This is a genomic window from Desulfobacula sp. (genome assembly GCF_021107415.1).
On record NZ_JAIOSW010000014.1, the window covers coordinates 14,953 to 38,334 of the forward strand.

The 23,382-nt window shown below is 38.8% G+C and carries 23 protein-coding genes; 17 read left to right on the top strand and 6 right to left on the bottom strand.

All coding sequences use genetic code 11. The annotated features are described in order from the left end of the window. Positions 1 to 37 precede the first annotated feature (37 nt). Positions 38 to 1,177: an ATP-binding protein gene (locus K8S13_RS00755; RefSeq protein WP_291459690.1), complete on the bottom strand. Its 1,140-nt coding sequence runs from the start codon at positions 1,175 to 1,177 to the stop codon at positions 38 to 40. Positions 1,178 to 1,767: 590 nt separating this feature from the next. Between K8S13_RS00755 and K8S13_RS00760 the strand changes: the two genes are divergently transcribed. From K8S13_RS00760 to K8S13_RS00785, 6 genes are read left to right on the top strand one after another with little or no spacing between them, the layout of a single operon-like run. Further along, on the top strand, positions 1,768 to 2,319 hold the full coding sequence (locus tag K8S13_RS00760) for a GspH/FimT family pseudopilin (protein WP_291459691.1): 552 nt from the start codon (positions 1,768 to 1,770) through the stop codon (positions 2,317 to 2,319). Beyond that, complete coding sequence (locus K8S13_RS00765) at positions 2,319 to 3,209, top strand: prepilin-type N-terminal cleavage/methylation domain-containing protein (RefSeq protein WP_291459692.1); 891 nt, start codon at positions 2,319 to 2,321, stop codon at positions 3,207 to 3,209. Before K8S13_RS00760 ends, K8S13_RS00765 begins: the two co-directional genes overlap by 1 nt. After that, positions 3,206 to 3,646 carry a prepilin-type N-terminal cleavage/methylation domain-containing protein gene (locus K8S13_RS00770; protein WP_291459693.1) on the top strand — a complete coding sequence of 147 codons (441 nt, stop codon included), beginning with the start codon at positions 3,206 to 3,208 and terminating at the stop codon, positions 3,644 to 3,646. The genes K8S13_RS00765 and K8S13_RS00770 overlap by 4 nt, the downstream gene beginning before the upstream one ends. A 21-nt stretch (positions 3,647 to 3,667) precedes the next feature. Next, the gene (locus K8S13_RS00775) at positions 3,668 to 4,153 is read left to right on the top strand and encodes a pilus assembly PilX N-terminal domain-containing protein (protein ID WP_291459694.1); all 486 of its coding nucleotides are present in this window, start codon (positions 3,668 to 3,670) and stop codon (positions 4,151 to 4,153) included. Between the two features lie 13 nt (positions 4,154 to 4,166). Then, on the top strand, positions 4,167 to 8,741 hold the full coding sequence (locus tag K8S13_RS00780; RefSeq protein ID WP_291459695.1) for a PilC/PilY family type IV pilus protein: 4,575 nt from the start codon (positions 4,167 to 4,169) through the stop codon (positions 8,739 to 8,741). Positions 8,742 to 8,761: 20 nt separating this feature from the next. Further along, positions 8,762 to 9,091, top strand: coding sequence for a hypothetical protein (locus tag K8S13_RS00785; protein ID WP_291459696.1), 330 nt, complete (start codon positions 8,762 to 8,764; stop codon positions 9,089 to 9,091). 4 nt (positions 9,092 to 9,095) lie between these two features. Here the strand turns inward: K8S13_RS00785 and K8S13_RS00790 are convergent, their stop codons facing one another. The 5 genes from K8S13_RS00790 to K8S13_RS00810 all read right to left on the bottom strand — a co-directional run bounded on the left by K8S13_RS00790 (position 9,096) and on the right by K8S13_RS00810 (position 15,117). Continuing rightward, positions 9,096 to 10,481, bottom strand: coding sequence for a sigma-54 dependent transcriptional regulator (locus K8S13_RS00790; protein WP_291459714.1), 1,386 nt, complete (start codon positions 10,479 to 10,481; stop codon positions 9,096 to 9,098). Between the two features lie 24 nt (positions 10,482 to 10,505). Beyond that, positions 10,506 to 11,816, bottom strand: coding sequence for a dihydroorotase (locus K8S13_RS00795; protein ID WP_291459697.1), 1,311 nt, complete (start codon positions 11,814 to 11,816; stop codon positions 10,506 to 10,508). A gap of 11 nt (positions 11,817 to 11,827) precedes the next feature. Continuing rightward, positions 11,828 to 12,451, bottom strand: coding sequence for a signal peptidase I (gene lepB, locus K8S13_RS00800; RefSeq protein ID WP_291459698.1), 624 nt, complete (start codon positions 12,449 to 12,451; stop codon positions 11,828 to 11,830). Positions 12,452 to 12,514: 63 nt separating this feature from the next. Further along, complete coding sequence (locus tag K8S13_RS00805) at positions 12,515 to 13,678, bottom strand: homocysteine biosynthesis protein (RefSeq protein ID WP_291459699.1); 1,164 nt, start codon at positions 13,676 to 13,678, stop codon at positions 12,515 to 12,517. A 44-nt stretch (positions 13,679 to 13,722) separates the two neighbouring features. Beyond that, positions 13,723 to 15,117, bottom strand: coding sequence for a M23 family metallopeptidase (locus K8S13_RS00810; RefSeq protein WP_291459700.1), 1,395 nt, complete (start codon positions 15,115 to 15,117; stop codon positions 13,723 to 13,725). A 157-nt stretch (positions 15,118 to 15,274) separates the two neighbouring features. Here K8S13_RS00810 and kdsA point away from each other — a divergent pair, with 157 nt between their 5' ends. From kdsA to gap, 11 genes are all read left to right on the top strand, one after another. Continuing rightward, a complete protein-coding gene (gene kdsA / locus K8S13_RS00815; RefSeq protein WP_291459701.1) occupies positions 15,275 to 16,087 on the top strand; it encodes a 3-deoxy-8-phosphooctulonate synthase in 813 nt (270 codons plus the stop codon). A gap of 5 nt (positions 16,088 to 16,092) precedes the next feature. Further along, positions 16,093 to 16,608: an HAD family hydrolase gene (locus K8S13_RS00820; RefSeq protein ID WP_291459702.1), complete on the top strand. Its 516-nt coding sequence runs from the start codon at positions 16,093 to 16,095 to the stop codon at positions 16,606 to 16,608. Then, complete coding sequence (gene lptC, locus K8S13_RS00825; protein ID WP_291459703.1) at positions 16,605 to 17,183, top strand: LPS export ABC transporter periplasmic protein LptC; 579 nt, start codon at positions 16,605 to 16,607, stop codon at positions 17,181 to 17,183. The genes K8S13_RS00820 and lptC overlap by 4 nt, the downstream gene beginning before the upstream one ends. Continuing rightward, complete coding sequence (locus K8S13_RS00830) at positions 17,161 to 17,721, top strand: LptA/OstA family protein (RefSeq protein WP_291459704.1); 561 nt, start codon at positions 17,161 to 17,163, stop codon at positions 17,719 to 17,721. Before lptC ends, K8S13_RS00830 begins: the two co-directional genes overlap by 23 nt. Further along, a complete protein-coding gene (lptB, locus tag K8S13_RS00835; protein ID WP_291459705.1) occupies positions 17,721 to 18,479 on the top strand; it encodes an LPS export ABC transporter ATP-binding protein in 759 nt (252 codons plus the stop codon). Before K8S13_RS00830 ends, lptB begins: the two co-directional genes overlap by 1 nt. Position 18,480: 1 nt before the next feature. After that, positions 18,481 to 19,923: an RNA polymerase factor sigma-54 gene (gene rpoN / locus K8S13_RS00840; protein WP_291459706.1), complete on the top strand. Its 1,443-nt coding sequence runs from the start codon at positions 18,481 to 18,483 to the stop codon at positions 19,921 to 19,923. A 9-nt stretch (positions 19,924 to 19,932) separates the two neighbouring features. Beyond that, positions 19,933 to 20,475: a ribosome-associated translation inhibitor RaiA gene (gene raiA, locus K8S13_RS00845; RefSeq protein ID WP_291459707.1), complete on the top strand. Its 543-nt coding sequence runs from the start codon at positions 19,933 to 19,935 to the stop codon at positions 20,473 to 20,475. Between the two features lie 8 nt (positions 20,476 to 20,483). After that, a complete protein-coding gene (locus K8S13_RS00850; protein WP_291459708.1) occupies positions 20,484 to 20,942 on the top strand; it encodes a PTS sugar transporter subunit IIA in 459 nt (152 codons plus the stop codon). A gap of 106 nt (positions 20,943 to 21,048) precedes the next feature. Further along, positions 21,049 to 21,924: an RNase adapter RapZ gene (gene rapZ, locus K8S13_RS00855; RefSeq protein ID WP_291459710.1), complete on the top strand. Its 876-nt coding sequence runs from the start codon at positions 21,049 to 21,051 to the stop codon at positions 21,922 to 21,924. Further along, positions 21,921 to 22,334: a PTS sugar transporter subunit IIA gene (locus K8S13_RS00860; RefSeq protein ID WP_291459712.1), complete on the top strand. Its 414-nt coding sequence runs from the start codon at positions 21,921 to 21,923 to the stop codon at positions 22,332 to 22,334. Before rapZ ends, K8S13_RS00860 begins: the two co-directional genes overlap by 4 nt. Before the next feature lie 23 nt (positions 22,335 to 22,357). Beyond that, on the top strand, positions 22,358 to 23,365 hold the full coding sequence (gap, locus tag K8S13_RS00865) for a type I glyceraldehyde-3-phosphate dehydrogenase (RefSeq protein ID WP_291459713.1): 1,008 nt from the start codon (positions 22,358 to 22,360) through the stop codon (positions 23,363 to 23,365). Positions 23,366 to 23,382 lie beyond the last annotated feature (17 nt).

Sequence of the window (23,382 nt, forward strand, 5' to 3'; positions counted from 1 at the left end):
ATGGTGTTTATAGCATTTGAATCCTTAAAAAAAAAGTTTAAGGAAATTTAAGTTCCTTCAAAAACGTCTCCACGGGAAGTACTCTTACTCCATTTTTTTTATAATCTTTTGTGCCTTGGTGTACCTGGTAAAAATCAGGTATATGCGTCCGTTCTTTAAAATAAAAAATAGCAGGGTTGATACTTTTTTCTCCGGTTTTGCATTCTACTGCAAACTCAGGAACACCTTCTTTTAATACAACAAAATCAATTTCCCGTTTATCAGTATCCCTGAGAAAACGAAGTTCCATGGAAAAACCTTCTGTATCTTCAATAAAATTGCAATACTTCAAAAGATGTGAGGCAATAAAATTTTCAAATCTTGGACCGGAATCGGGCAGGAGAGACCAGTCCCATAAATATAATTTCTGTTCTTTTTTAACTGCACGTATTTTTGGAGGGCCATATGGTGGGATTCGAAAGCAATAATACATTCTTTCAAATATTTTCAACCATCTTTCAACAGTTTCGTGTGCAACCTGAAGTATCTCTTTGATATTTTTTACAGACAAAGGTGCTCCAACCCTGTTAGGAAGCTCCTGGGCAAGCAATTCAAGCATGCTGATCTCTTTTATGTTTTCAAGAGCTCTGATATCTTCATAAATAACTCGCTGGAGTCTCTCTCTCTGCCATCTTCTCCAAAATTTTTCCTCTGCCTTTAATAGTGGTTCAGGAAAACCTCCAAATTTTAATAACACTTTAAAATCTTTTTTACCAGGGTCAGGATTCAACTCTGTAAGGGAAAACGGATGCAAACGGTAATAATGATATCTCCCCTGCAGGGAGTCTCCTCCTTTTCTATAATAATCCAGCCTTGCCGAGCCAGTAATAATAAATGATACCTCAGATTTGTTTGTATCATAAAAACCTTTTACAAGGTTTCGCCACCTGGCATATTTATGTATTTCATCAAGAACAATATTTTTTTCATTTGATGGCAATTCGCCTTTTAACAATGAGGCTCTTATTGAAATATCGTCCCAGTTCAGGTATGCGGGATGGCTTTCGATTGGTTTTGGTAAAAACGTCAGAGCAAAGGTGGTTTTTCCCACCTGTCTCGGACCACCAATAAAAACCATTCTGGTTTTAAGGTCATTCTCAACCGGAATTTTAATATATCTCTGTCTAAACTTTGTCATAGTATAATAGACTTAACACGATTTTAATCATGAGTAAAGTAGAGTGCATGCTATTTTTATATGTTATACCACTTTGCAAACCTTGGGAAGCGTAGAATGAATAAAAACGAAGATATTGCTCAAGCAGATAGTCATATTTCATTATCAAATCTTTAAAATATCGATTAAATTTCATTTTATTAACTATATTTCAGCAAAAAAGACGTGAGCTAAAAAAAATATAAAATAGATCCTTGTATTCTTTTAACCTGTTAAACATTTTTGTATCTATATTTAACATTTTTTGTCATTTTATGTAAAAAAATCTTATTAATACAATTTATAAACTCTTTCCCTGATTCTTTACAGTTTAATTCCTTACCATATTGGGGGCATATAGAGCAAATTTAATGCCAAAGTAAAAAATAAATTTTAAAGCAAATTATTATGGCATCATTTTTGCTGTTCTTTATTTATAAAAAGGAATATTAATTGACTTAACTGCCCTATGGATTGATAATGTATTATATCTAAAAACGACCTTGTCGTTTCCTGAATTCGGGAGTAACACATTAAATTCATTAGGCAAAGCATAATAAAAAGCTATGATTATGATTAAAATAAAAAAAACAAATTCCGGTTTCACGATAATCGAGCTTATGACTGTTGTTGTGATGATTGGTATCCTGTCTGCTGTAGCAATCCCGAGATTTAATGCCTGGCTGCCTGTATACCGGTTAAAATCCGCAGCCAGTGATCTTCAGTCGAACATGCAGAAAGCAAGGGTTCAGGCAATCAAAACAAATATTCCTGTCCAGATAAGATTTGACTATACAAATTCACCGGGGTTTTACTATTTTGATACCTTTGATGATGATGCATATACAGCAGGTGAATTCAGAATTGATCTTTTATCCTATAGCAGTGGCGTAGATTTTGGTACCGGAAATGCCTCAGCGAAATGGGATGGTACTGCTTTTAGCGCGCCACCAACCGCTGCAATCGGCTTTGGAACAAGAGGAACTTCAAGCCAGGCAACTGTTTATCTGCAAAATGAGATAGGAACTGTCTGCTATGCAATCACCACTAGTATAGCCGGCACAGCCAAAGCCAGGATCTATAATGGAAATCTTCCTTTTAATACCAATAATTGGATTCAATAATGATTGATATAGCTTTTAATTCAAACAGATCCAAAGGTTTTACACTAATAGAAATCCTTATCGCGCTTTCAATTTCAAGCATTGTAATGGTTGCCATCTATCAGACATTTAACTCCCAGCAGAAGAGCTATATAATCCAGGAGGATGTCGCTACTATGCAACAAGGACTGCGGGCATCAATGTTTCTTCTGACAAATGATATCAGAATGGCAGGGTATGACAGCCAGCTCAGTGGTAATTTTGGGATTACGGATATACGCCCGAGAGATATAGCTAACGTCGTGGATACCGGTATTACTGGGAACAGTTGTATCGAGATTACAGAAGATTTAAATGATAACGGTTTATTAATTCCCGCTTTGTCTAATCCCGGAGAAAGAATTCAATACTCGGTTTATGATTTCATTGCAGGTGATGGTAATCTTGATATAGCTAGAAATAGCGGTAATGGCAGGCGACTATTAGCCGAAAACATTCAGGGTTTTGGTCTTGCTTTTGCGTTTGACGATGATTTTGATGGCGAGATTGATACCTATACGGCAACGAATCCCGGTGCTACCCAGCATATCATCTGGGCCATAGATTCAAGTGGGAGCAACGCTCTTGATACTAATCTGGATACAAACCTTGATGGGGTTATTGATATTAATGACAGTCCGGGTGGGCCTGGAAGCAATGGAATCATTGGGGGAACTGCCCTGGCAGCAAATGTACCCATTGGCAGAATCCGTGCGGTCAAAATCTGGCTGCTTGCAGAAACCGACCGAACGCAACCCGGTTTTATTAATACATCCACCTACATTGTTGGAAAATACGTTATTACACCAAACAATAACAAAAGAATGAGACTTTTAAGCACAACTATTAAATGCCGAAACTTAGGACTATGAAAAACTTAAAATTAAAACAAAAATCAAGTCCCCAGAACGGATTCAGCCTGGTAGAAGTTTTGATTGCCATAGCTGTTTTATCAATTGGGTTATTAAGTATTGCAGCCATGCAGGCCTCGGCAATTCGTGGGAATGCCAAATCATACAATTTGACACAAAGAACAACGACTGCATCCAATCATATAGAATATTTTTTAAACCTACCCTTTAATGATCCCAATTTGACAGCCGGAAATCATGATCCTGAAAATGACGGCATTGATAATGATGGAGATGGGAATACGGATGAAGCAGATGATGATGGAGAATTCGACTATTCCGTCACCTGGAACGTCACGGATGACACGTCAAATAAAAAAACCATTACACTGACCCTTGCAGGAACGTATTATGGTGCAGCAAAAATAATTACCATTAACACTGTAAAGATCAGATAGCCCAATCAAGGAGTTGAACCTATGCCAATCAAAATTTTAAACAGCCAGGACGGATTTGCTTTAATTGGTTCCATGCTTTTTTTAGTAGTTCTGACAATTATCGGCATTGCAGCAACCAACACGACGTCTATTGAAGTCGGCATTGCAGGAAATGAAAGAGTCTATAAACAAAATTTCTATCTGGCTGAAGGAACGGCCAAAGAGGCTGCAAAGGAAGACCTCGAATCCGGCTGGGTATGGGAAGCCAATAAGAATGACCTGCCTTTAGATGGTGGTGGAAGTTTTGATATTGATGCTGTTTTCACTGAAACCTCAGGACTTGGTGCCGGTATAAGTTTTGGTGTCGTTGATAATGATATCCCCTCAGGGGTTTTAGGCTCAGGTCATTCATTAAAAGTTGAAGGAACCGGGACCGGCGGTAGAATGAATTTCTTTGATCTGTATGGTCAATCTACTGAAGACAACAGTATGGTCAGAATTGTTATGGGATATACAAAACGTTTATAAGAGAGGTGATCTAATGGCTACAAAGAATAGTATTATTCACTTTATTACAAAATGGCAATTTATCATACTCTCTCTATTTTTCCTTCTATATTTTTCCAGTGTTGGATTTTGCATTGACATCAGTGATGATCCCATGGATACAAAGGTGCAGGCAGCTCCCCCTAATATCATGTTTATCCTTGATAACTCCGGCAGTATGGACTGGGAGTTTATGACACAAGAAAATAACGGTAAATTTTCCATTTCAGGGACTCCGCATGAATATTTATTCCCTGATCCAGGAGACAATACTTATCCAGCAAGTGATGGCAATGGAACAGCACTGGTGGGTACGGATAGAGAATACTGGAAAAGCCAGTGGTCCGGATATAACAAAATTTATTTCAACCCTCATTCCAGCTACACACCCTGGCCCACCACAAGCACATACACGATGAACAATGCAGATCTTAAAACCCCTTATTCAAACCCTGTTCATACCAGTATCGGTGATCCGTCAATCACATTGAAAGATACCTTTGATACTATTGACGGCTTTATTTCTATGGTAATTGTGGACAACCAGGATGGCGCTGCGTTCTTTTCAACTACCGGAACCTGGAATGAATCAAGTATGCAGCCTGAATGGCCTACTCCTTCCTGCTGCTCACTTTATACAGGTACAATTGGAAGTACCGCAAGATTTACACCGGACATACCAGCAACTGACACTTATAAAGTTTATGTATGGTGGAATTGCTATACCGATCGTGATACAAATGTAAAAATCACCATCAACCGCAGTGGTGGTACTGATATCGTTTATAAAAACCAGCAGGCAGCTTCCAGTAATACTCCTGAAACAGGGATTTGCGGTGAATGGATTCTCATAGGCACATATACGTTTGATGACAATGATACCGGCTATGTTGAAATTGAGCGTCATGCCGGCAGTACTGGAAGTTCAACCATTGCCGATGCCGTTAAATTTGTATCAACAACTATAGCATACCCGGATGTCAATATTGTTAATGCCCACTATTATACATGGTATGACAGTGACAGTGATAATACTATTGATAATCTTGAAGTCTATCTTGTCACATGGGAAGATACAGATGCTGATGATATCCTTGACCACCGACTCTATTATCAGGTGAATGACATGGATACTGACAGCAGAGTCGAATCTCAAGAACTCATTCCTGTTACTTATAATGAGAGTGATCAGGGCAATGACGATGTTCCCAATGACATCCAGCCCAAAAACTATGAAGAGGACGGGGTTACTTTTACATACAAAACAGATGAGGAAGACCTTCAAAATTTTGCTGACTGGTACTCTTACTATCGGCGAAGGGAACTTAGTGCCAAAGGTGCCATATCAAAATCCATTTTAGATCTTGACTGGGTATATGCAGGATTTTATACCATCAACGCCGGGCTTCGGCAGACTGTTTTGCCCATAAATGTTGAATCTAACTCCGTTATTATTGATAATAAAGATAGCGGCTTTACTACATCTGGTTCCTGGAGCGAATCCGGTGCAGACAATGAATATAACGGCAGTTCTTTATATACATCTTCGAGCGGCAATTATGCCACATGGACCCCATATCTTGAAGCCGGTCAATACAAAGTCTATGCCTGGTGGGATTACTGGTCTACACGGGACGAAAATGCCCTCTACACCGTGTCTTATGATGGAGGGACTGATTCCATAAGAGTCAATCAGAGGGATACCGGGACTGCATCTTCATGGCAGCTTCTGGGCACGTACACCTTTGCCGAAGGAACCTCCGGATATGTAAAACTTACCCGGGACGGCAGCAGCACCGGCGGCAGCACCAGTGCAGATGCCGTAAAATTTGAAAAAACTTCCGGGGGCATCACTGTGGATGAGACAGACACGCTATTAGATTTATTATACTCAATTAATTCTGATGGCAGTACACCTTTGCGATATGCTCTCAGAGATGTTGGGCGCTATTATGACCAAGATGACGGATATACCGGCAATCTGGGTGCATCTCCCTTTAAAAACCAGGCAGATGGCGGTGCCTGTCAGCAGGCATTTACGATTTTGATGACGGATGGATATTATAACGGCAGCAATCCGGGAATTGGAAATGAAGACGGGGATGATGGAGAACCCTATGCAGATACCTATTCAGATACCCTGGCTGATATGGCCATGAAATATTATGACACGGATCTGGCCGACACTTTACCTGACCATCTGCCCACAAACAATTATGATGATAAAAAAACCCAGCATATGATCACATATTCGATCTCTTTTGGTGTCACCGGAACCATTGATCCGACAGATATGGATAATGACGGAACCACAGATGATCCTAGTTATGAAGATGACCCCTATTTTTTAAATCCCAACACCCCGAAACCGACCTGGCCCAATCCGACGAGTGGAGATTTACAGAAAATTGATGATCTCTGGCATTCTGCCGTAAACGGCAAGGGAGAATTTTTCAGTGCTGATGATCCTGAAGAGCTGGTTTCTTCACTAAATTCCGTTTTTGAAAATCTGGCATCAAGGATTGCTTCGGGTGCGTCTGTGTCAGTAAATGGGGATGAGCTGAACACAGGGTCTATTATGTATCAATCCACCTATACATCAGGAGACTGGGAAGGGGATGTTACTGCATATCCTATCAATCCTGAAACTGGTGAAATTAAAACAGAAGCAGGTGACATCCTCTGGAAGGCATCTGAAAAGCTTCAAGCCCAGGATTGGAACACAGGACGAAGAATCGTAACCTATAATGGATATGATTCTATTGTCAGGTTCAGATACCTCGAATTGACCGCTCTTCAGAAAACATCCATCAACAGCGATTTAAACATAGTAGATTATATTCGTGGTAAAGAGGTAACAGGATTTAGATCCCGGCAGAAAAAACTGGGGGATATTGTCCATTCGGCTCCGCTTTTAGTGATTGGGGACAGCATGGATAATGATACTGACTCATTAGTGGATGAAGACGGAGAAGAATCAGGCCTTATTTTTACGGGAGGAAATGACGGGATGCTGCATGCATTTGATGCTCAAACCGGTAATGAAATATTTGCATATATCCCTCACATTGTTTTTGACCATTTAACCGATCTGACTTTAATTGATTATGATCATAAATTCTATGTCGATGCCACACCCTTTTCTAGAACCATTACAATAAACAATAACAAAACTGTTCTTCTAACCGGTGGTCTAAAAAAAGGCGGAAAAGGATATTTCTGCCTGGATATTACCAAAGTATTATATCAGGACAGTGCCACATTTTCTGAAACTGCACTGGCAACGCCTGCCCATAATGATGGAATCGACGTTCTTTGGGAATATCCCCAGCTAACAGCGGCCGGCGCGGTATTTGCCAGTGATGATGATTTGGGATACAGCTTTAGTGATATCTTTATCGTTGAATCTTATAAAACCAACAATGATCCGAATAATCACAATTGGGTAGCTATTTTTGGAAACGGGTATGACTCTGTCAATGACAAGGCCATACTTTATATTCTCAATGCTTACACCGGTGCAGTGATTAAGAAAATCGATACAGGTGTGGCAGGGAATAATGGTCTGTCAACCCCAGCCCTGGTTGATATTAACAATGATGGGAAAGTGGACTATGCTTATGCCGGGGATCTTTTGGGCAATATGTGGAAATTTGATCTGACAAGTGATGATCCTGACAATTGGAATGTTGCTTATACCGAATCAGATGGTACCACCCCTGCTCCGCTTTTTTCATCTCCGAACCAGCCGATCACGTCTGCACCCGATGTAATGAATCATTGTGCCAAGACACATCTGGACGGAGATGGTCATCATATTAATCCACCCTATCTCATGGTTCTTTTTGGTACAGGTAAATTTATTGGAGAAACAGACCGAACCAATAATGACAAACAATCACTTTATGGAATCTGGGATACAGGATTCCCGGTTGGTGAATGGAATGAATCTGTCCCTACTTTATCAAAAATGACCGGTGGCACTCTGCTTGAACAGACAGAAGTTGATTTTCAATATCTGCATGACCATTACTTAAGGACATTAAGTGATAACGAAGCAAACTGGGTTGAAGTTAATGGCACCAGTGGTCTTATCGAGTCCGGTGACCACATTGGCTGGTATTTTGATTTACCCATGGACAGGGACAGTGATTCTGTTTTAGACGGTGAACGGGTAATTAAAGATATCATGATTCGTGACGGGCATCTTATTGCCATAACATTTACACCCAATGATTCACCCTGTACCGGTGGCGGTACGTCCATGGTTCATGAAATGGATGCCTGCGACGGCAGCCGGCTGAGTTTTCCGCAGTTTGACATCAATATGGATGGCGTCATTGACCAACATGATATGGTTGAGATAGATGACCCTGATAATCCTGGTGAAACAATTTTTGTACCCCCAACCGGAAAAGGATATGATGGTCTTTTACATCCTCCGATTATTGTAACAATGCCTGACACACCAGTTGAAATGAAAATCTTCAGCAGTTCAGCCGGAACAACGGAAAGGCTTTTTGAAAAAGCTGAAGGCGGATTTTATTATTGGAGAGAAATTAAAAATTAAAAATTTTTATGGAGAAAAAGATGCAGATATTTAAAAGTCTTTTGATCGTAATAAGCAGCTTTTTTTGTTTACTCATCATTCTCACTACAATAGCTGTTGCTGAAGAACCGGCGCACCCTGGTTATCCTTTTGTCTTTGATGCAACAGGCAAGCTTGACAGAATCTCTGATAAACAACTGGTCATAGGTGATGTTCTATTCAAACTGTCTTCATCAACGACATACCATGCACCGAATACGATTTTCCTGAAACCCTCGGCATTTAAAAAAGGGGATATTATCGCACTCATTTTAAAGGATAAAAATACCAGGGAAATCCTTTCTGCCTGGCTCATAAAAAAAGCGGATTAACCGGCTATTCTGTTTTATCAAGGCGGTAGCGCATGGATCTTAAACTTAAATTTAAATAATCAGCCGCCTTGCTTTTATTACCGCCTGCAATTTCCATGGCTTTTTTAAGATAACCATGCTCAATGATTGACAGGATTTCATCCAGGTCAACGCCCTGCTCAACATCATCAAGATCGAATCGTTGTCCTTTAATACCTTCAATCCATCTTCTTTTCTTATGCATGGAGATGGTCAGGCTTTCAGGTAAAATAATGTTTGTGGATGAGAGTGCCACGCTTCGCTCGATTAAGTTTTCAAGTTCCCTGACATTGCCGGGGAAACTGTATTTATTTAAAAAATCAATGGCATAAGAAGACAGCTTTACAATATCTTTTTCCATTTTTTCAGAATATTTTTCAGCAAAATGTTTTGCAAGAATTCCCACATCCCCTTTTCTGTCCCTTAACGGCGGGACCTTAATGGGAATAACATTGAGTCTGAAAAAAAGGTCTTCCCTGAAATTTCCCTCAATGACTTCCTGCTCAAGCTTTTTATTAGTGGCAGAAATAATTCTGACATCCACTTTAATTTCTTTTGTCCCTCCCACGGGTTTAAAAGAGGTCTCCTGTACAGCTCGTAACAGTTTAACCTGCAAAATAGGAGACAGTTCCCCGATTTCATCAAGGAAAATGGTTCCTTGATCGGCTGCCTCAAAAAGTCCCTGTTTGTCACTGACAGCTCCTGTAAAAGAGCCTTTTACATGACCGAAAAATTCACTCTCTATTAAGGTGTCGGGGATACCACCGCAATTAACGACCACAAAGGATTTATCTCCCCGGTGGGAATTTTCATGAATTGCCCTTGCAATCAACTCCTTTCCAGTGCCACTCTCTCCTGTGATCAAAACATTGGTCTTTGTCGGGCCGACCTGTTTAATCCTTTTGTAAATGGCCTGCATTCCAGGACTTTTCCCAATAATCCTGTTAAAATGCATATTGTCCCGAAGCTCTGATGAGGTCCGCTCTTTTTCCTGGTCCAGAGTCTTTAATTCAAGGGCTTTTTTAATCGTCTGCTTAAGCTCATTATTATCAAAGGGCTTGGGCACAAAATCATACGCCCCCTCATTCATGGCTTCAACAGCAATTTCCGTTGTTGAATATGCGGATATCATAATAATGACTGTATCAGCATTTTTCTTTTTTGCTTTTCTTAAGACTTCAAGACCGGTAATATCTCCTAGGCGTATGTCGGTAAGTACAAGGTCATAATTATTTTTTTGAATCATCTTTAATGCCTGTTTGCCGTTTTTGGCATTTGACACCTCATATCCTTCTTTGGATAATAAAACCTCAAGAAACTCGCGCATGCTTTTTTCATCATCCACAACAAGAATTTTGTGTATTTCAGTCATCATACTGCTCATATCTCATATCTCTCATCTTTTATAAACAATCTTTCCATTCACCATGGTTAAAAATGGTCTGCCCTTGACCTTAAGGCCTGCAAAAGGCGTATTTTTACTCTTGGATTTAAATTTTTCAGGATCAATTTCATAGGTATCATCAGGATCAATAATGGTTAGATCTGCGATATTGCCAGGGCGTATATCATTGTTGATCCCGATAAGTTTTGCCGGATGTTTTGCCATCTTATTTACAAGATCTTCCATGGTTAAAAAGCCATCATGGACCAATTTTAAGGATAATGATAATGAGGTTTCCAATCCAACAATACCAAATGGTGCCCTGTCAAATTCCACGTCTTTTTCTATGATGTTGTGGGGTGCATGATCCGATGCAATCACATCGATTGTTCCATCAACAAGACCGCAAATAACGGCCTGCCTGTCTTCTTCAGAACGTAACGGAGGATTCATTTTAAAATTGGTATCATACTCTTTCACATTTTCATCAGTTAATGTAAAATAGTGAGGAGCAGTTTCACAGGTGACCTTCACACCTCTTTTCTTTGCCTGCCGGATAGCTTCCACTGACTCTTTTGTACTTATATGACAAAAATGGACACATGCACCCGTGAGTTCTGAAAGTGCAATGTCTCTAACAACCATTATACTCTCGGCTGCGTTAGGGATCCCTTTTATTCCCCAAAATTTAGCAAAAGGACCTTCATTCATGGACCCGCCATCGACCATACTCAAATCTTCTGCATGAACAAAAACCGGAATATCCAAACCCTTGCAATATTCCAATGCTTGCCGCATCATGTTTGAATTTTCGACTGGTTTTCCATCATCGGTTACCGCAACAATCCCGGCCTGTTTCATGTCATATATTTCAGCGAGCGTGTCCCCCAATGAACCCTGGGTAATGGCTCCGGCGGGATATACTTTTGAAAGACCCAACTCCTCTGCACGATTGATAATAAACTTTGTCACCTGGCTGTTATCATTTACCGGAATTGTGTTGGGCATGGAACAGACGGCTGTAAATCCGCCTTTGGCTGCAGCCGCAAGCCCTGTTTCAATGGTTTCCTTATATTCGTGCCCGGGTTCTCTCAAATGGACATGAATATCAATCAATCCGGGAACGACAATCAACCCTGTTGCATCAATTATTCTAATATCAGTCGGAGTCTCATTGTCTGTCTGATTAAAACTTGGGTTAAAAGCCGGATCAGAAATCGGGTCAACAATGGCTTCAATAAGATGATCTTTGATAATGATATCTCTTTTGTCATCAATATTTCCCGGGTCAAGAACCCGCGCCCCTTTAATCCGAATCTGCATGTTAGGCTACCTTATATTAATATATCACCAATTCTATTCCATCTTACTCCAAACTTATTCTTATTCCATGACCAGTAAATGATAAACGCTTCGCCTTTAACCTCCGTAAGGTCAACAAATCCCCAGAACCTGCTGTCATGACTATTGTCCCTGTTATCACCCATGACGAACAGCTTATTTTCAGGTACTATAATTTTTCTTAAATTATCCCTTGAACTGTAATTTCCCGGGATTATTTCTCCGGTTTTATAAACAGCATACTTCTCGCCTTCAAGCAAATTATTATTTACATAGAGTTTTTTGTTAATGATTTCCAGCGTATCACCCCCAGTGGCCATCACTCTTTTTATAAAATCTTTGGAAGGATCTTCAGGATACTTGAATACAACAATATCACCCTTTTGTGGATTCTTCACAGAAATGAGGGTTTTACCGCCCGTAAATGGAATTTTTACGCCATAAATAAATTTGTTAACAAGAATCTGGTCTCCGATTTGAAGCGTTTCCAGCATGGAACCGGATGGAATCTTAAATGCCTGGACTATAAATGTTCTGATAAACATGGCAATAATAATCGCTATAATGATTGCCTCTGTATTTTCCCGCAAAGAACTCTTGGATTTCTTTTCTGCCATTTGATATCCTTAACTTAACCTTTCATATAAAACATGTGCCGGTCATATAAAACATGCGTCGGTCTAATTGAACATATGCTGAGGATGACTTAAAAAGAATTTTGCATTTTGGATGGACTTTTTTAAGATATCAGCTATTTTTCGTGCCTTTACCATACTGGATAAAGGAACTGTTGGAATTTTTCTGCCTTTGATCATTATCCAACCGCTTTTCAGCTCTGCATAGCTGACTTGCCCATAGGATTTTGAGATGCCTTTTGGATAATCATATCCATAATCAACGATCTGGGTGAACAAATCCTCGTCTGAAACCGATGTAAATTTAAGGATTTCCTCATTTATAATCGGGATGGGTATCCCAAAGCCAACGGACAGTGAGCATCCATAACCGCGAATACTTTGCCCCACAAGCCATTCAGGGGACATCTCTTTTAAATCCCCCATCACGGAAAGGGTCCCTGCCGGTGTAACCGGCACACCGTTCAATCCTCTTTCAACCTGATTCTTATGCTGGGTACCGGTCCATGTCACATACCCTTGTGCACCGCCTAAAAAAATCCGGGTTCCAACACCAATGGTTTTTAAATAAGGATCATTCAATAACGGACTGAGCTCACCTGAGGTTGAATAATTGGCATTTCCCATGTCTGATTTTAATGTCCCCATATAAGTATATTTTATCTTATCGGATTTATTAATTGCACAATTATAATTTTGATAGGCATTTCGAGGATTACACAACATGGCATTGGGCAAGTCTTTCAAAGTAACAAGCTTTTCTATTTCTCTATTGGGATAACAATCCGTACCATAGCTTTGGGCTCTTATATGAACTTGTTTCCCCGCGACCAGGTCCTGGATCACATGACCGCCGCCATAATTGAATTCACCGGGATGGCGTTTATTTAACGGATCATCTTCGCAGGTCTGGGTTGCACCCAGATAACAATCCACTGCTGCCACTCCTGAATACGCCTCTACATTATTAAACCAGGTTTTACTAGTCCGGACAAGGGGTTTGGATTGACCGATATTGATAAACACGCCTGAAGAACACATGGGTGCAAATGTTCCCGTGGTCACTACATCAATTTTCCTAGCAGCTTCAACAACACCCTGCTTTTTTGCAATATCAATAATTTCTTCTGCAGTAACAACTACAGCTTCACCATCAGCGATTTTTTTATTTATCTGTTCAATCGTTTTATTAACTTTATACTGACTCATAACAACCCTTTGATTTGGGGACAAATTTCAAATCTGCTGCCCCCCTAATTTGACATCTGTTTCACAAAATCTATTTTTGATGTAATGTTATTTTTAATCCATGAACCATCCCACCATTCCACCGGATTTACAAAAACATTGTGAACAATCATTGAAAAATGAAGATGATCACCACCGGCAAGACCTGTCAGACCCGTAAAACCAATATCATCACCCTTTTGAACCAACTCCCCTTTGTTGACTGAAATCTGATTTAGATGTGAATAAAGACTGCAAAGTCCGAACCCGTGATCTATTATCACTGTATTGCCGAATATACCAATAGATTGTGCAAAAATCACCCTGCCTGAATTGGCAGCTTTCACAGGTGCATTAGATATTGAAGCAAGATCAATCCCTAAGTGAACCGACCTGTCAATCTCTTTGCCTTTATATTTATAAATCCTTTGATCAGCAAAACCTGCTCTTCTGGCAGAACCTCTAAGTCTTAAAAATCTGCCATCCCAGTATTTTTTATTTTCAGTCATTTGGGGAATGCTTAATATAGTTTCAACATTATTTTTTCTGACCTTGCTGTTAATATATAAAAATTTTTTCAGCAATGGATTTTCTTGTTCCTGGCCAATCTTTTGAGCAAAGGATCCATTCTTTGTATCCACATCAAAATCAGACATTTTCCGCTCTAAAAATCGGTCAGGGATATTCAAAATATCTGTTTTAAATTTTTTATCCCTTATATAATGATAAAATCCTCTCTTTGTAATATTTCCTGCCATATCAACAGCCATGACAGATAGTTGAGTACCTGGACCCTGCAGGTGGCTTAACGCAAAAAAAGCGGTATAAATATTTTTATTCTCAAAAAGACCTGCATGGCCCGGAAAAAAATTATTACCTGCCGTGACACCACTTTTTACATTTTCTTCAAAAAGTTCATAAATAACAAGACCGGTCCCCCCCCGTTCAATATTGTGGCGTTTGGTTAAAACGCTTACCTTGGGAGATTTTGAATCAATAATTACCTTTTTCTCAATATAAGAAATATTGCCCTTGTTCCATCCTCGCCATGAGTAGTCGGAGACCATTATTCGAATGACGGCATCACCGTCTGTCATTCCGTATTTCCAGGACTCAACCGGTATGATAAAAGAATCTTTTATAGTCTTTGAGTCAGACAACAAGCCTAAAAAAATTGAGGGTTTATATTGTCTTTCAAGCAAAACCTTTTCTTTGCCCTGTTGCATGATCGAGACCATGATTTTGCGAAGACCTGTTTTTATATCCGTCACATGAAGAGACATCTCATAGGATTTTTTTAAATATAAAGAAGGCAGTTGAATATCCACAACAGGTTTATTACCTTCATATTTATAGACAAACACCCAAATCATTGGAATTAAAACAACGAAGAACAGGACTGAGACAATGAGTCTTTTCATCAATAATACCTATCTTTTCAGGCGGTTAGTAGAAGTTTAAATAAAATTACAGTAAAATAGCAGCTATAGCATAACTTATCAAGCAATTTTCCATTCTTGACTTTTTGGGCCTCAAAATATAATTTGGCCTGAAAAACTTCTATTTAGGACTTAACTTATGAATAATTTTTTCTTTAATTTAATAAATAAACCGGAGCCTGTTTTTTTCCTTATTGCAGGCCCCTGTGTTATTGAAAATCATGAAATAACCTTTTTGATTGCAAATCATTTAAAAAAGATTACCCATCAGCTTGATATACCTTTTATTTTCAAAGCCTCTTTTGATAAAGCAAACCGGACATCTATCCAATCTTTCAGGGGACCCGGGTTTGATAAAGGACTCAACATTCTTAACGCTATTAAAAAAGAATTGGATATTCCGATTATTTCGGATATCCACTTACCTGACCAGGCTAAAAAGGCGGCAGAAGTTCTGGATATTATCCAAATACCGGCATTCCTTTGCAGACAAACGGATTTAATTCTAGCGGCATGCAATACCGGCAAACCTGTTAACATAAAAAAAGGGCAGTTCTTATCCCCTTTGGAATGCAATAATATTCTGAACAAGGCAAAAGAATCCGGCAATACAAATATCTGTATTACTGAAAGAGGATCATCCTTTGGCTATAATAATCTTGTGGTGGACTTTCGGTCCATACCTATCATTAAAAATTTAGGTGCCCCCGTAGTATTTGATGCCACTCACAGTGTTCAGCTTCCGGGAGGTGCTACGGATTCTTCTGCCGGTGAAAGCCAGTTTGTTCCCACCCTGTCAAGGGCTGCCATTGCTGTAGGCGCTGACGGATTATTTATTGAAACCCATCCAGAACCTGAGAAAGCCCTGTGTGACGGACCTAATTCTATGCCGTTAAACGATATGGAAGACCTTTTATCCACTCTTCTGGCCATCAAAAAAGTGGTCGGATAAATAATATGAAAAGCAAACTTGCAGCTATTGAACTCTTGCTCCTGGATGTGGATGGTGTCTTAACTGACGGAAATATCACCTATTCAGATTCAGGAGAACAGATAAAGAGTTTTAATTCAAAGGATGGCCTTGGCATGAGGCTTCTAATGGATGCAGGGATAGACATCGGTATCATCACGGGCCGCAAATCAAAGGCCTTGGAATACCGGTGTGAAAATCTTGGCATAACCTTATTGTTTGCCGGTATCAAGGATAAATCAAAAGCCCTTGATACCATCATCTCCCGGACAGGAATAGCGGCGAAAAAAATTGCTTTTGCAGGAGATGATCTGATTGATCTGCCTGTCATGAAAAGAGTGGGCTTTTCTTTTTGTGTTTCCAACGCTTCCTATGATGTTCAAAACCATTGTGACATTATCACAAACCAGAAAGGAGGTCAGGGAGCGGTCAGGGAAATCTGTGAAAGCATTCTGAAAGCAAAAGGATTATGGGGCATCATCCTTAATAGATACTTGTCATGACACACTCTTTAAAACAAAAACTGACCATTCCATTGATCGGATTGCTGATATTAATAATTATCATTATCATTGGTTTTTTTTATTTTGACAAGTTACTCTCCAAGCCCCTAAAAATCCATGATATTAAAATAGACACCAAAGCTGCCTTGAAATTGAATGTTTTAAAACAGATTTCAAAAAAAAACGGAGTAAAGGAGTGGGAGTTGACGGCCGCTTCCGCCACTCTTTTGAAAAATGAAGAAAAAGCGGTTCTTATTGATGTCTCAATTATTTTTTTTACAAAAGATAATAAAAAAGTTCACTTAACGTCTGAAAAAGGCGTTCTGAATACAAAAACCCATGACATGATATTTTCAGACAATGTGGTTGTAAGGCATGAAACTTCTGTTCTGAGAACTGATAAGTTGCATTATAATAAAAAAGAACATATAATAACCTCCAACACTCACGTGACACTTGAAAAGGAAAATTCCGTCATTGAAGCAGACTCAATGACAACCAATTTGAATGATAATATGACAATTTTAAAGGGGCATGTTAAGGGAACCTTCAGTGAAGACTTCAATATTCTGTAAAACAGCACTTAAATTTTTGTTTTCTCTTATTCTTATTTGCTTTGCGCTTGTTTTAAAAACAAATAATGTCTATTCTCAAACCCAAAATGAGGCCGATAAAGCGCCCCTTCATGTTGTATCCGACAAAATGATTGCACAACAAAACGCATCAATGGTCGAATTTATCGGAAATGTTAAAGCCACAAGAGAAGATTCTATTGTGTTTGCGGATTCTATTAAAATTTATTTTGTTGATGACAGCACAGATAAAGATAATTCTGCTCAAAGCAATGTAAAAAAAATTGTTTCAACCGGAAATGTCAGATATACGGCTGGAAAACAAAAGGCATTTGCTGATAAAGCGGTCTACACGACTCACGATGAGATACTGGTTCTTACAGGCAAATCCCCTAAATTAATAACCGGTACAAATTTTGTAACCGGGAAAAAAATTACTCTTTTTAGAAATCAAGACAAGGTAATAGTAGAAAGTGACGGTACAAAAAAAAGAGTTGAAGCCTTCTTCAATCCTGAAGATAATATTACTGATAAACAATAATGACACAACTTGTACTAAAAAATCTTATAAAAATCTATGATGGCAAAAAAGTTGTAGACAATGTCAACCTTATAGTGAGACAGGGAGAAGTCACAGGCCTTTTAGGGCCAAACGGGGCTGGTAAAACAACGACATTTTATATGTCCGTGGGTTTGGTCGAACCTGACCACGGTACGGTTCTGATAGACAAAGAAGATATCACTGAATACCCTATGTATATCAGGGCTCGAAAAGGAATTGGCTATCTTCCCCAGGAATCAAGCATTTTTAAAAAATTGACGGTAAAACAAAATATCACCGCCATACTTGAAGTTTTGCCTGACCTGAAGGTCACACGTAACCTGAAGGTCACACGTAAAAATAATTATACTATTGAACAAAAAGCCATGGATCTGATGAAGGAACTTGGCATCAACAGTCTTGCCAACCAGAAAGCAAACTCTCTTTCCGGTGGAGAAAGAAGGCGGCTTGAAATCTGCCGGGTTCTTGCCACCGATCCCTTATTTATTCTTCTGGACGAACCCTTTGCAGGCATTGATCCTTTAGCAGTCATTGATATCCAGCAAATAATTAATCAGTTGACTAAAAAGGGAATCGGCGTTTTAATATCAGATCATAATGTGAGAGAAACCCTATGCGTTTGTGATAATGCTTTTATTATGAGCCTGGGAAAGGTTATTGAATCAGGAACCCCTGATAAAATCATTTCAAGTAAAATAGCTAAAAAAATCTATCTGGGAGAAAATTTCAAATTATAACATGGAAATAGGATTACAACAAAGTCTTATATTAACGCAACAGCTTGTCATGACGCCTCAGCTTCAGCAGGCAATTAAGCTGCTTCAACTTTCCCGCATTGAACTTGCTGAGATGATCCAACAGGAAATGGAACAAAACCCTGCACTGGAAGAAGCAGGGATAGAAGAAGCACCTGATAATAAAATCACAGCCCGGGAAACTGAAACCGCCACTCCTGAAAAAGAAACACCTGTAAAAGAAGTCACCATTGAAGAAAAAGTAAGAAGTGATACAGACTGGGAAAATTATATTAATGAATATAATTCAACGGGAAGAATGTATACAGAATCAGAAAATACAGAGGCGCCGAATTATGAAGCGTTTACTTCGGAAAGAAAGACTTTGAAAGACCACCTTGAATGGCAGTTGAGACTCTCCAATTTCAGTAAAACGCAAGAAAAAATCGGCCATATGATTATTGGCAATCTGAACAGAGACGGTTATCTTTGCAGTAATGTTGAAGAGATTGCACAGGCTTTTGACTCAGACGTAGAAAATGTTGAAGATGTCCTTTCAATTCTTCAGACCTTTGATCCGCCTGGCGTTTGTGCCAGAGATCTTTGTGAAACCCTGCTTATTCAGATTCGGCACCTGGGTATTGAAAATCCGATTATTACTGAAATTATAAAAAATCATTTAAAAAACCTTGAAAACAGAAATAGTAAAAAAATTGCAAAGGCATTAAAGATCTCAATAGATGATGTCAGGGCGGCAGTTACTATTATCCAATATCTTGAGCCCAAACCCGGTCGAAAATTTTCAACGGATGAGCCTGCTTATATTACACCTGATATATATGTTTACAAAGATGGCGATAGCTTTAAAATTATTATGAATGATGACGGGTTGCCGAAACTAAAAATCAATCGGTTTTATAAGGATGCTATTGCCAATGGCCGCAAGATATCAAAAGATGCAAAAAATTACCTTAATGAAAAAATGCAGTCAGCCTCCTGGCTTATTAAAAGTATTCAGCAGCGTCAAAAATCAATTTACCTTGTCATGGAAAGTATTCTTAAATTCCAGAAAGAATTTTTTGAAAAAGGCATTGCATATCTAAGACCATTGATTCTAAAAGACATTGCAGAAGATATTGAAATGCATGAATCCACCATTAGCCGTGTGACGACCAATAAATATGCCTACACCCCCCAGGGCCTTTTTGAATTAAAATACTTTTTTAACTCTTCAATCGAAAGAATTGGCGGTGAATCCATGGCCTCTGCAAGTGTAAAGGACAAAATAAGACTGCTGATAGAAAATGAAGACCATAAAAATCCTTTAAGCGATGAAAAATTAGCAGGCATTCTTCAGAACTCAAACATACAAATAGCCAGAAGAACTGTTGCTAAATACAGGAAAGTACTTAATATACTTCCTTCGAATAAACGCAAACAACTTTAGGGAGGTTTTATGCAAACAACAGTTACCTTTAAAAAGATTGACTCCTCAAGTTCCTTAAAATCTTATGTTCGCAAAAAACTGGATAAATTCGATAAAATGTTGGACAGCCCTGCTGAAGCACATGTCGTACTGTCAGTTGAAAAAATCAGACATATAGCTGAAATCACACTTACATGTGACAGATTGAAAATTCATGCCAAAGAAAATTCCGAAAGTATGTATTCATCCATTGATGCATTAATGGATAAGGTAAGATCCCAAATTAAAAAAAACAAGGAGAAAGTCAAACGGCATATGTCAGGAAATAAGCAGAGTATTAAGAATGGATCAGCACAATTAGGGTCCCAGCAAGGATCTTCGGACAACCTTATAACGGATCAAATAATTATAGAAACAATTGACTATAAGCCCATGGATATTGAAGATGCGGTTATCCAATTAGATTCCGGCAGACAATCTTTTTTTGTTTTCAACAACGCCCGGACCCAGCAACTCAATGTCCTATATAAACACAATAATGGTAAGCTGGGATTAATCCAGCCTAGAGGATAATTTATTATATGAGAATCAGCCAGCTTCTTAATAAAGATTCTATTATAGCTAATCTTACTGCAAAAGATAAAAAAGGTGCTATTGATGAACTTGCCCTGGCAATTTCAAAAACAACAAAAGCCTCTGCAAAAGAAATCGCCATAGTTCTCATGGAAAGAGAGCAGCTAGGCAGTACAGGTATTGGTGGCGGAATTGCTATTCCCCATGGCAAACTTGACTTAGTGGAATCTATTATTGTTGGCTTTGGACTTAGCCGTGAAGGTGTCGAATATGACTCTCTTGACAATAGACCGGTTCATATTTTTTTCCTGTTACTGACCTCTGAAAACTCTACAGGTGGACATCTTAAAGTTTTAGCCCAAATTTCCAAACTTTTGAAAATGGATCAATTTAAAAAAGGATTAATAGCTGCCCAATCTGTTGATGATATTTACGATATCATCATGGAGCAGGATGAAGATTTTTAACCTGGGTGTGACCTTAATAAGGTTAAAGGTCACACGCAATCTATACCTGAAAGTCACACGTAACCATGAAGGTCACACGTAACCATGAAGGTCACACGTAACTAAAATGCAAAAGGTTTATATCATAACCGGTCTTTCCGGATCTGGAAAAACAACAGCTATTCAAGCATTTGAAGATGCTTTGTTTTATTGTGTCGATAATATGCCCATAGAACTTTTACCAAAATTTCTTGACCTGCCATTAAAAGAGAACCCGGAAATTAAAGGACTTGCTTTTGGGATGGATATGAGGAGTAAAAATTTTATATCAAATTATGCCCCGGGCATTTGCTCAATAGAGGACTCAGGCATATCTGTTGAAATCATATTTCTTGAAGCTGATGTTGATATGCTGTTAAAAAGGTTTAGCCAGACCAGACGTCAACATCCTGTTTCAAACAAAAAAAGCCTTTTGGATAATATTAAACTTGAAAAAAAAATGATGTTACCTATAAAGCAGACTGCCCATCACATTATCAATACCACAGACTTAAATGTTCATCAGCTTAAGACCAGAATTCTTGATCTGATTCATGATAAAAATACATCGGTTAGTTTAACAAAAATAAATATTATCTCATTTGGATTTAAATATGGGCTTCCAAATGATGCCGATCTTGTTATGGATATGAGATTCTTAGCCAATCCATATTTTGTGCCTGAACTAAAAAACCAGGATGGAGAATCTGAGGCTGTTAAACAGTTTGTATTTTCAAACAATGAAACCAAGATTTTCCTTGAAAAGTACATAAACCTTCTTGATTATTTAATTCCTTTATATAAAAAAGAGAATAAAGCTTATCTAACCTTTGCCATCGGATGTACCGGTGGCAGACATAGAAGTGTGGCCATTGCAAGAAATATTTTTGAACACCTTAATAAAAAAGGACACAATCCTGGTCTGATCCACAGGGATATTGACCGGGATGTAAAAGAAACATGACAGGTATACTATTAGTCACCCATGCAAACTTAGGAAGTACACTGATTGAAACGGTTGAATTTATTTTAGACAAAAGCCAGGACAACCTGTCTTGTGTTTCAATTGATATTAAAGAAGACCCTGGCAGCTTAAGAAAAAAGATTAAAAAAGGCATTTCAAAAGTCCGAACAGATAAAGGTGTTATTATTTTAACGGATATGTTTGGCGGAACGCCTTCAAACTTAAGTTATTCTTTCTTGGAGGAAGGACAAGTTGAAGTCATTTCCGGTGTAAATCTTCCTATTATTTTAAAAGCGGTTACAGCAAGATCTAAAATGGATATGGAGACATTAACGTCATCCCTTGTTGAGCATGGGAAAAAAAGCATATCCCTTGCCAGCGGAATTTTAAAAGGAACAAAAAGAGCCTAATAACATATTAAAGGAGGAAAAAAATGACGATTAAATTAGGAATTAACGGATTCGGCAGAATCGGCAGGCTGGTTCTTCGTGCAGCATTAAACAATCCTGACGTGGAAGTGACTGCCATAAATGACCTGACCGACACAAAGACCATAGCTCACCTTCTTGAATATGACTCTGTTCACGGAATACTCAAAGCTAAGGTATCTGTAAAGGAAGATTCAATTGTTGTTGACAATAAAACCATCAAGGCAATGGCCTTTAAAGATCCCGAACAAATTCCATGGAAAGATGCAGATGTGGATATTGTTTGCGAATGTACCGGTTTTTTCAGAGATCGTGATGGTGCATCCAAACATTTTGCTGGAGGAGCAAAAAAAGTTCTTATCTCTGCGCCTGCCGGCAATCCGGATATTACCATTGTGATGGGTGTAAATGATGATATGTATGATCCCGCATCCCACAACATTATTTCAAATGCCTCATGCACAACCAATTGCCTTGCACCTGTTGCTAAGGTTTTGCTTGATAATTTTGGAATTGTTTCAGGAATGATGACAACCATTCATTCTTACACTGGTGACCAGCGCATCCTTGATTTCCCCCATAAAGATTTGAGAAGAGCCAGAGCTGCCGGCCTTTCAATGATTCCAACAACGACCGGTGCTGCAAAAGCTGTATCTTTGGTGCTTCCTGAACTTGATGGAAAACTTAATGGATTGTCCGTCCGTGTGCCGACCCCCAATGTTTCCCTGGTTGATTTTGTAGTGATCACGGAAAAAGCCGACCTTATAAAAGAAGATGTGAATAAAGCCATGGAAAAAGCCTCTAAAGAAAACCTTAAAAATATATTAGGATTTTGTGATATCCCTCTGGTTTCCATTGATTTCAACTCAAACCCGCTGTCTTCAATTGTTGATGCCGGGTGTACGGATGTTATTAACGGTAACCTGGTAAAAATCTTTTCCTGGTATGACAATGAAGCAGGGTATTCCAACAGGATGATTGATCTTGCAGTCATGGTCGGCAAATCCTTATAAGTAATCCGGAGGTATAA

Excerpts from the sequence above, each read along its gene's own strand:
- K8S13_RS00755 (WP_291459690.1), bottom strand. The coding sequence starts at position 1,177 with ATGACAAAGTTTAGACAGAGATATATTAAAATTCCGGTTGAGAATGAC.
- K8S13_RS00760 (WP_291459691.1), top strand. The coding sequence starts at position 1,768 with ATGATTAAAATAAAAAAAACAAATTCCGGTTTCACGATAATCGAGCTT.
- K8S13_RS00765 (WP_291459692.1), top strand. The coding sequence starts at position 2,319 with ATGATTGATATAGCTTTTAATTCAAACAGATCCAAAGGTTTTACACTA.
- K8S13_RS00770 (WP_291459693.1), top strand. The coding sequence starts at position 3,206 with ATGAAAAACTTAAAATTAAAACAAAAATCAAGTCCCCAGAACGGATTC.
- K8S13_RS00775 (WP_291459694.1), top strand. The coding sequence starts at position 3,668 with ATGCCAATCAAAATTTTAAACAGCCAGGACGGATTTGCTTTAATTGGT.
- K8S13_RS00780 (WP_291459695.1), top strand. The coding sequence starts at position 4,167 with ATGGCTACAAAGAATAGTATTATTCACTTTATTACAAAATGGCAATTT.
- K8S13_RS00785 (WP_291459696.1), top strand. The coding sequence starts at position 8,762 with ATGCAGATATTTAAAAGTCTTTTGATCGTAATAAGCAGCTTTTTTTGT.
- K8S13_RS00790 (WP_291459714.1), bottom strand. The coding sequence starts at position 10,481 with ATGACTGAAATACACAAAATTCTTGTTGTGGATGATGAAAAAAGCATG.
- K8S13_RS00795 (WP_291459697.1), bottom strand. The coding sequence starts at position 11,816 with ATGCAGATTCGGATTAAAGGGGCGCGGGTTCTTGACCCGGGAAATATT.
- lepB (WP_291459698.1), bottom strand. The coding sequence starts at position 12,451 with ATGGCAGAAAAGAAATCCAAGAGTTCTTTGCGGGAAAATACAGAGGCA.
- K8S13_RS00805 (WP_291459699.1), bottom strand. The coding sequence starts at position 13,678 with ATGAGTCAGTATAAAGTTAATAAAACGATTGAACAGATAAATAAAAAA.
- K8S13_RS00810 (WP_291459700.1), bottom strand. The coding sequence starts at position 15,117 with ATGAAAAGACTCATTGTCTCAGTCCTGTTCTTCGTTGTTTTAATTCCA.
- kdsA (WP_291459701.1), top strand. The coding sequence starts at position 15,275 with ATGAATAATTTTTTCTTTAATTTAATAAATAAACCGGAGCCTGTTTTT.
- K8S13_RS00820 (WP_291459702.1), top strand. The coding sequence starts at position 16,093 with ATGAAAAGCAAACTTGCAGCTATTGAACTCTTGCTCCTGGATGTGGAT.
- lptC (WP_291459703.1), top strand. The coding sequence starts at position 16,605 with ATGACACACTCTTTAAAACAAAAACTGACCATTCCATTGATCGGATTG.
- lptB (WP_291459705.1), top strand. The coding sequence starts at position 17,721 with ATGACACAACTTGTACTAAAAAATCTTATAAAAATCTATGATGGCAAA.
- rpoN (WP_291459706.1), top strand. The coding sequence starts at position 18,481 with ATGGAAATAGGATTACAACAAAGTCTTATATTAACGCAACAGCTTGTC.
- raiA (WP_291459707.1), top strand. The coding sequence starts at position 19,933 with ATGCAAACAACAGTTACCTTTAAAAAGATTGACTCCTCAAGTTCCTTA.
- K8S13_RS00850 (WP_291459708.1), top strand. The coding sequence starts at position 20,484 with ATGAGAATCAGCCAGCTTCTTAATAAAGATTCTATTATAGCTAATCTT.
- rapZ (WP_291459710.1), top strand. The coding sequence starts at position 21,049 with ATGCAAAAGGTTTATATCATAACCGGTCTTTCCGGATCTGGAAAAACA.
- K8S13_RS00860 (WP_291459712.1), top strand. The coding sequence starts at position 21,921 with ATGACAGGTATACTATTAGTCACCCATGCAAACTTAGGAAGTACACTG.
- gap (WP_291459713.1), top strand. The coding sequence starts at position 22,358 with ATGACGATTAAATTAGGAATTAACGGATTCGGCAGAATCGGCAGGCTG.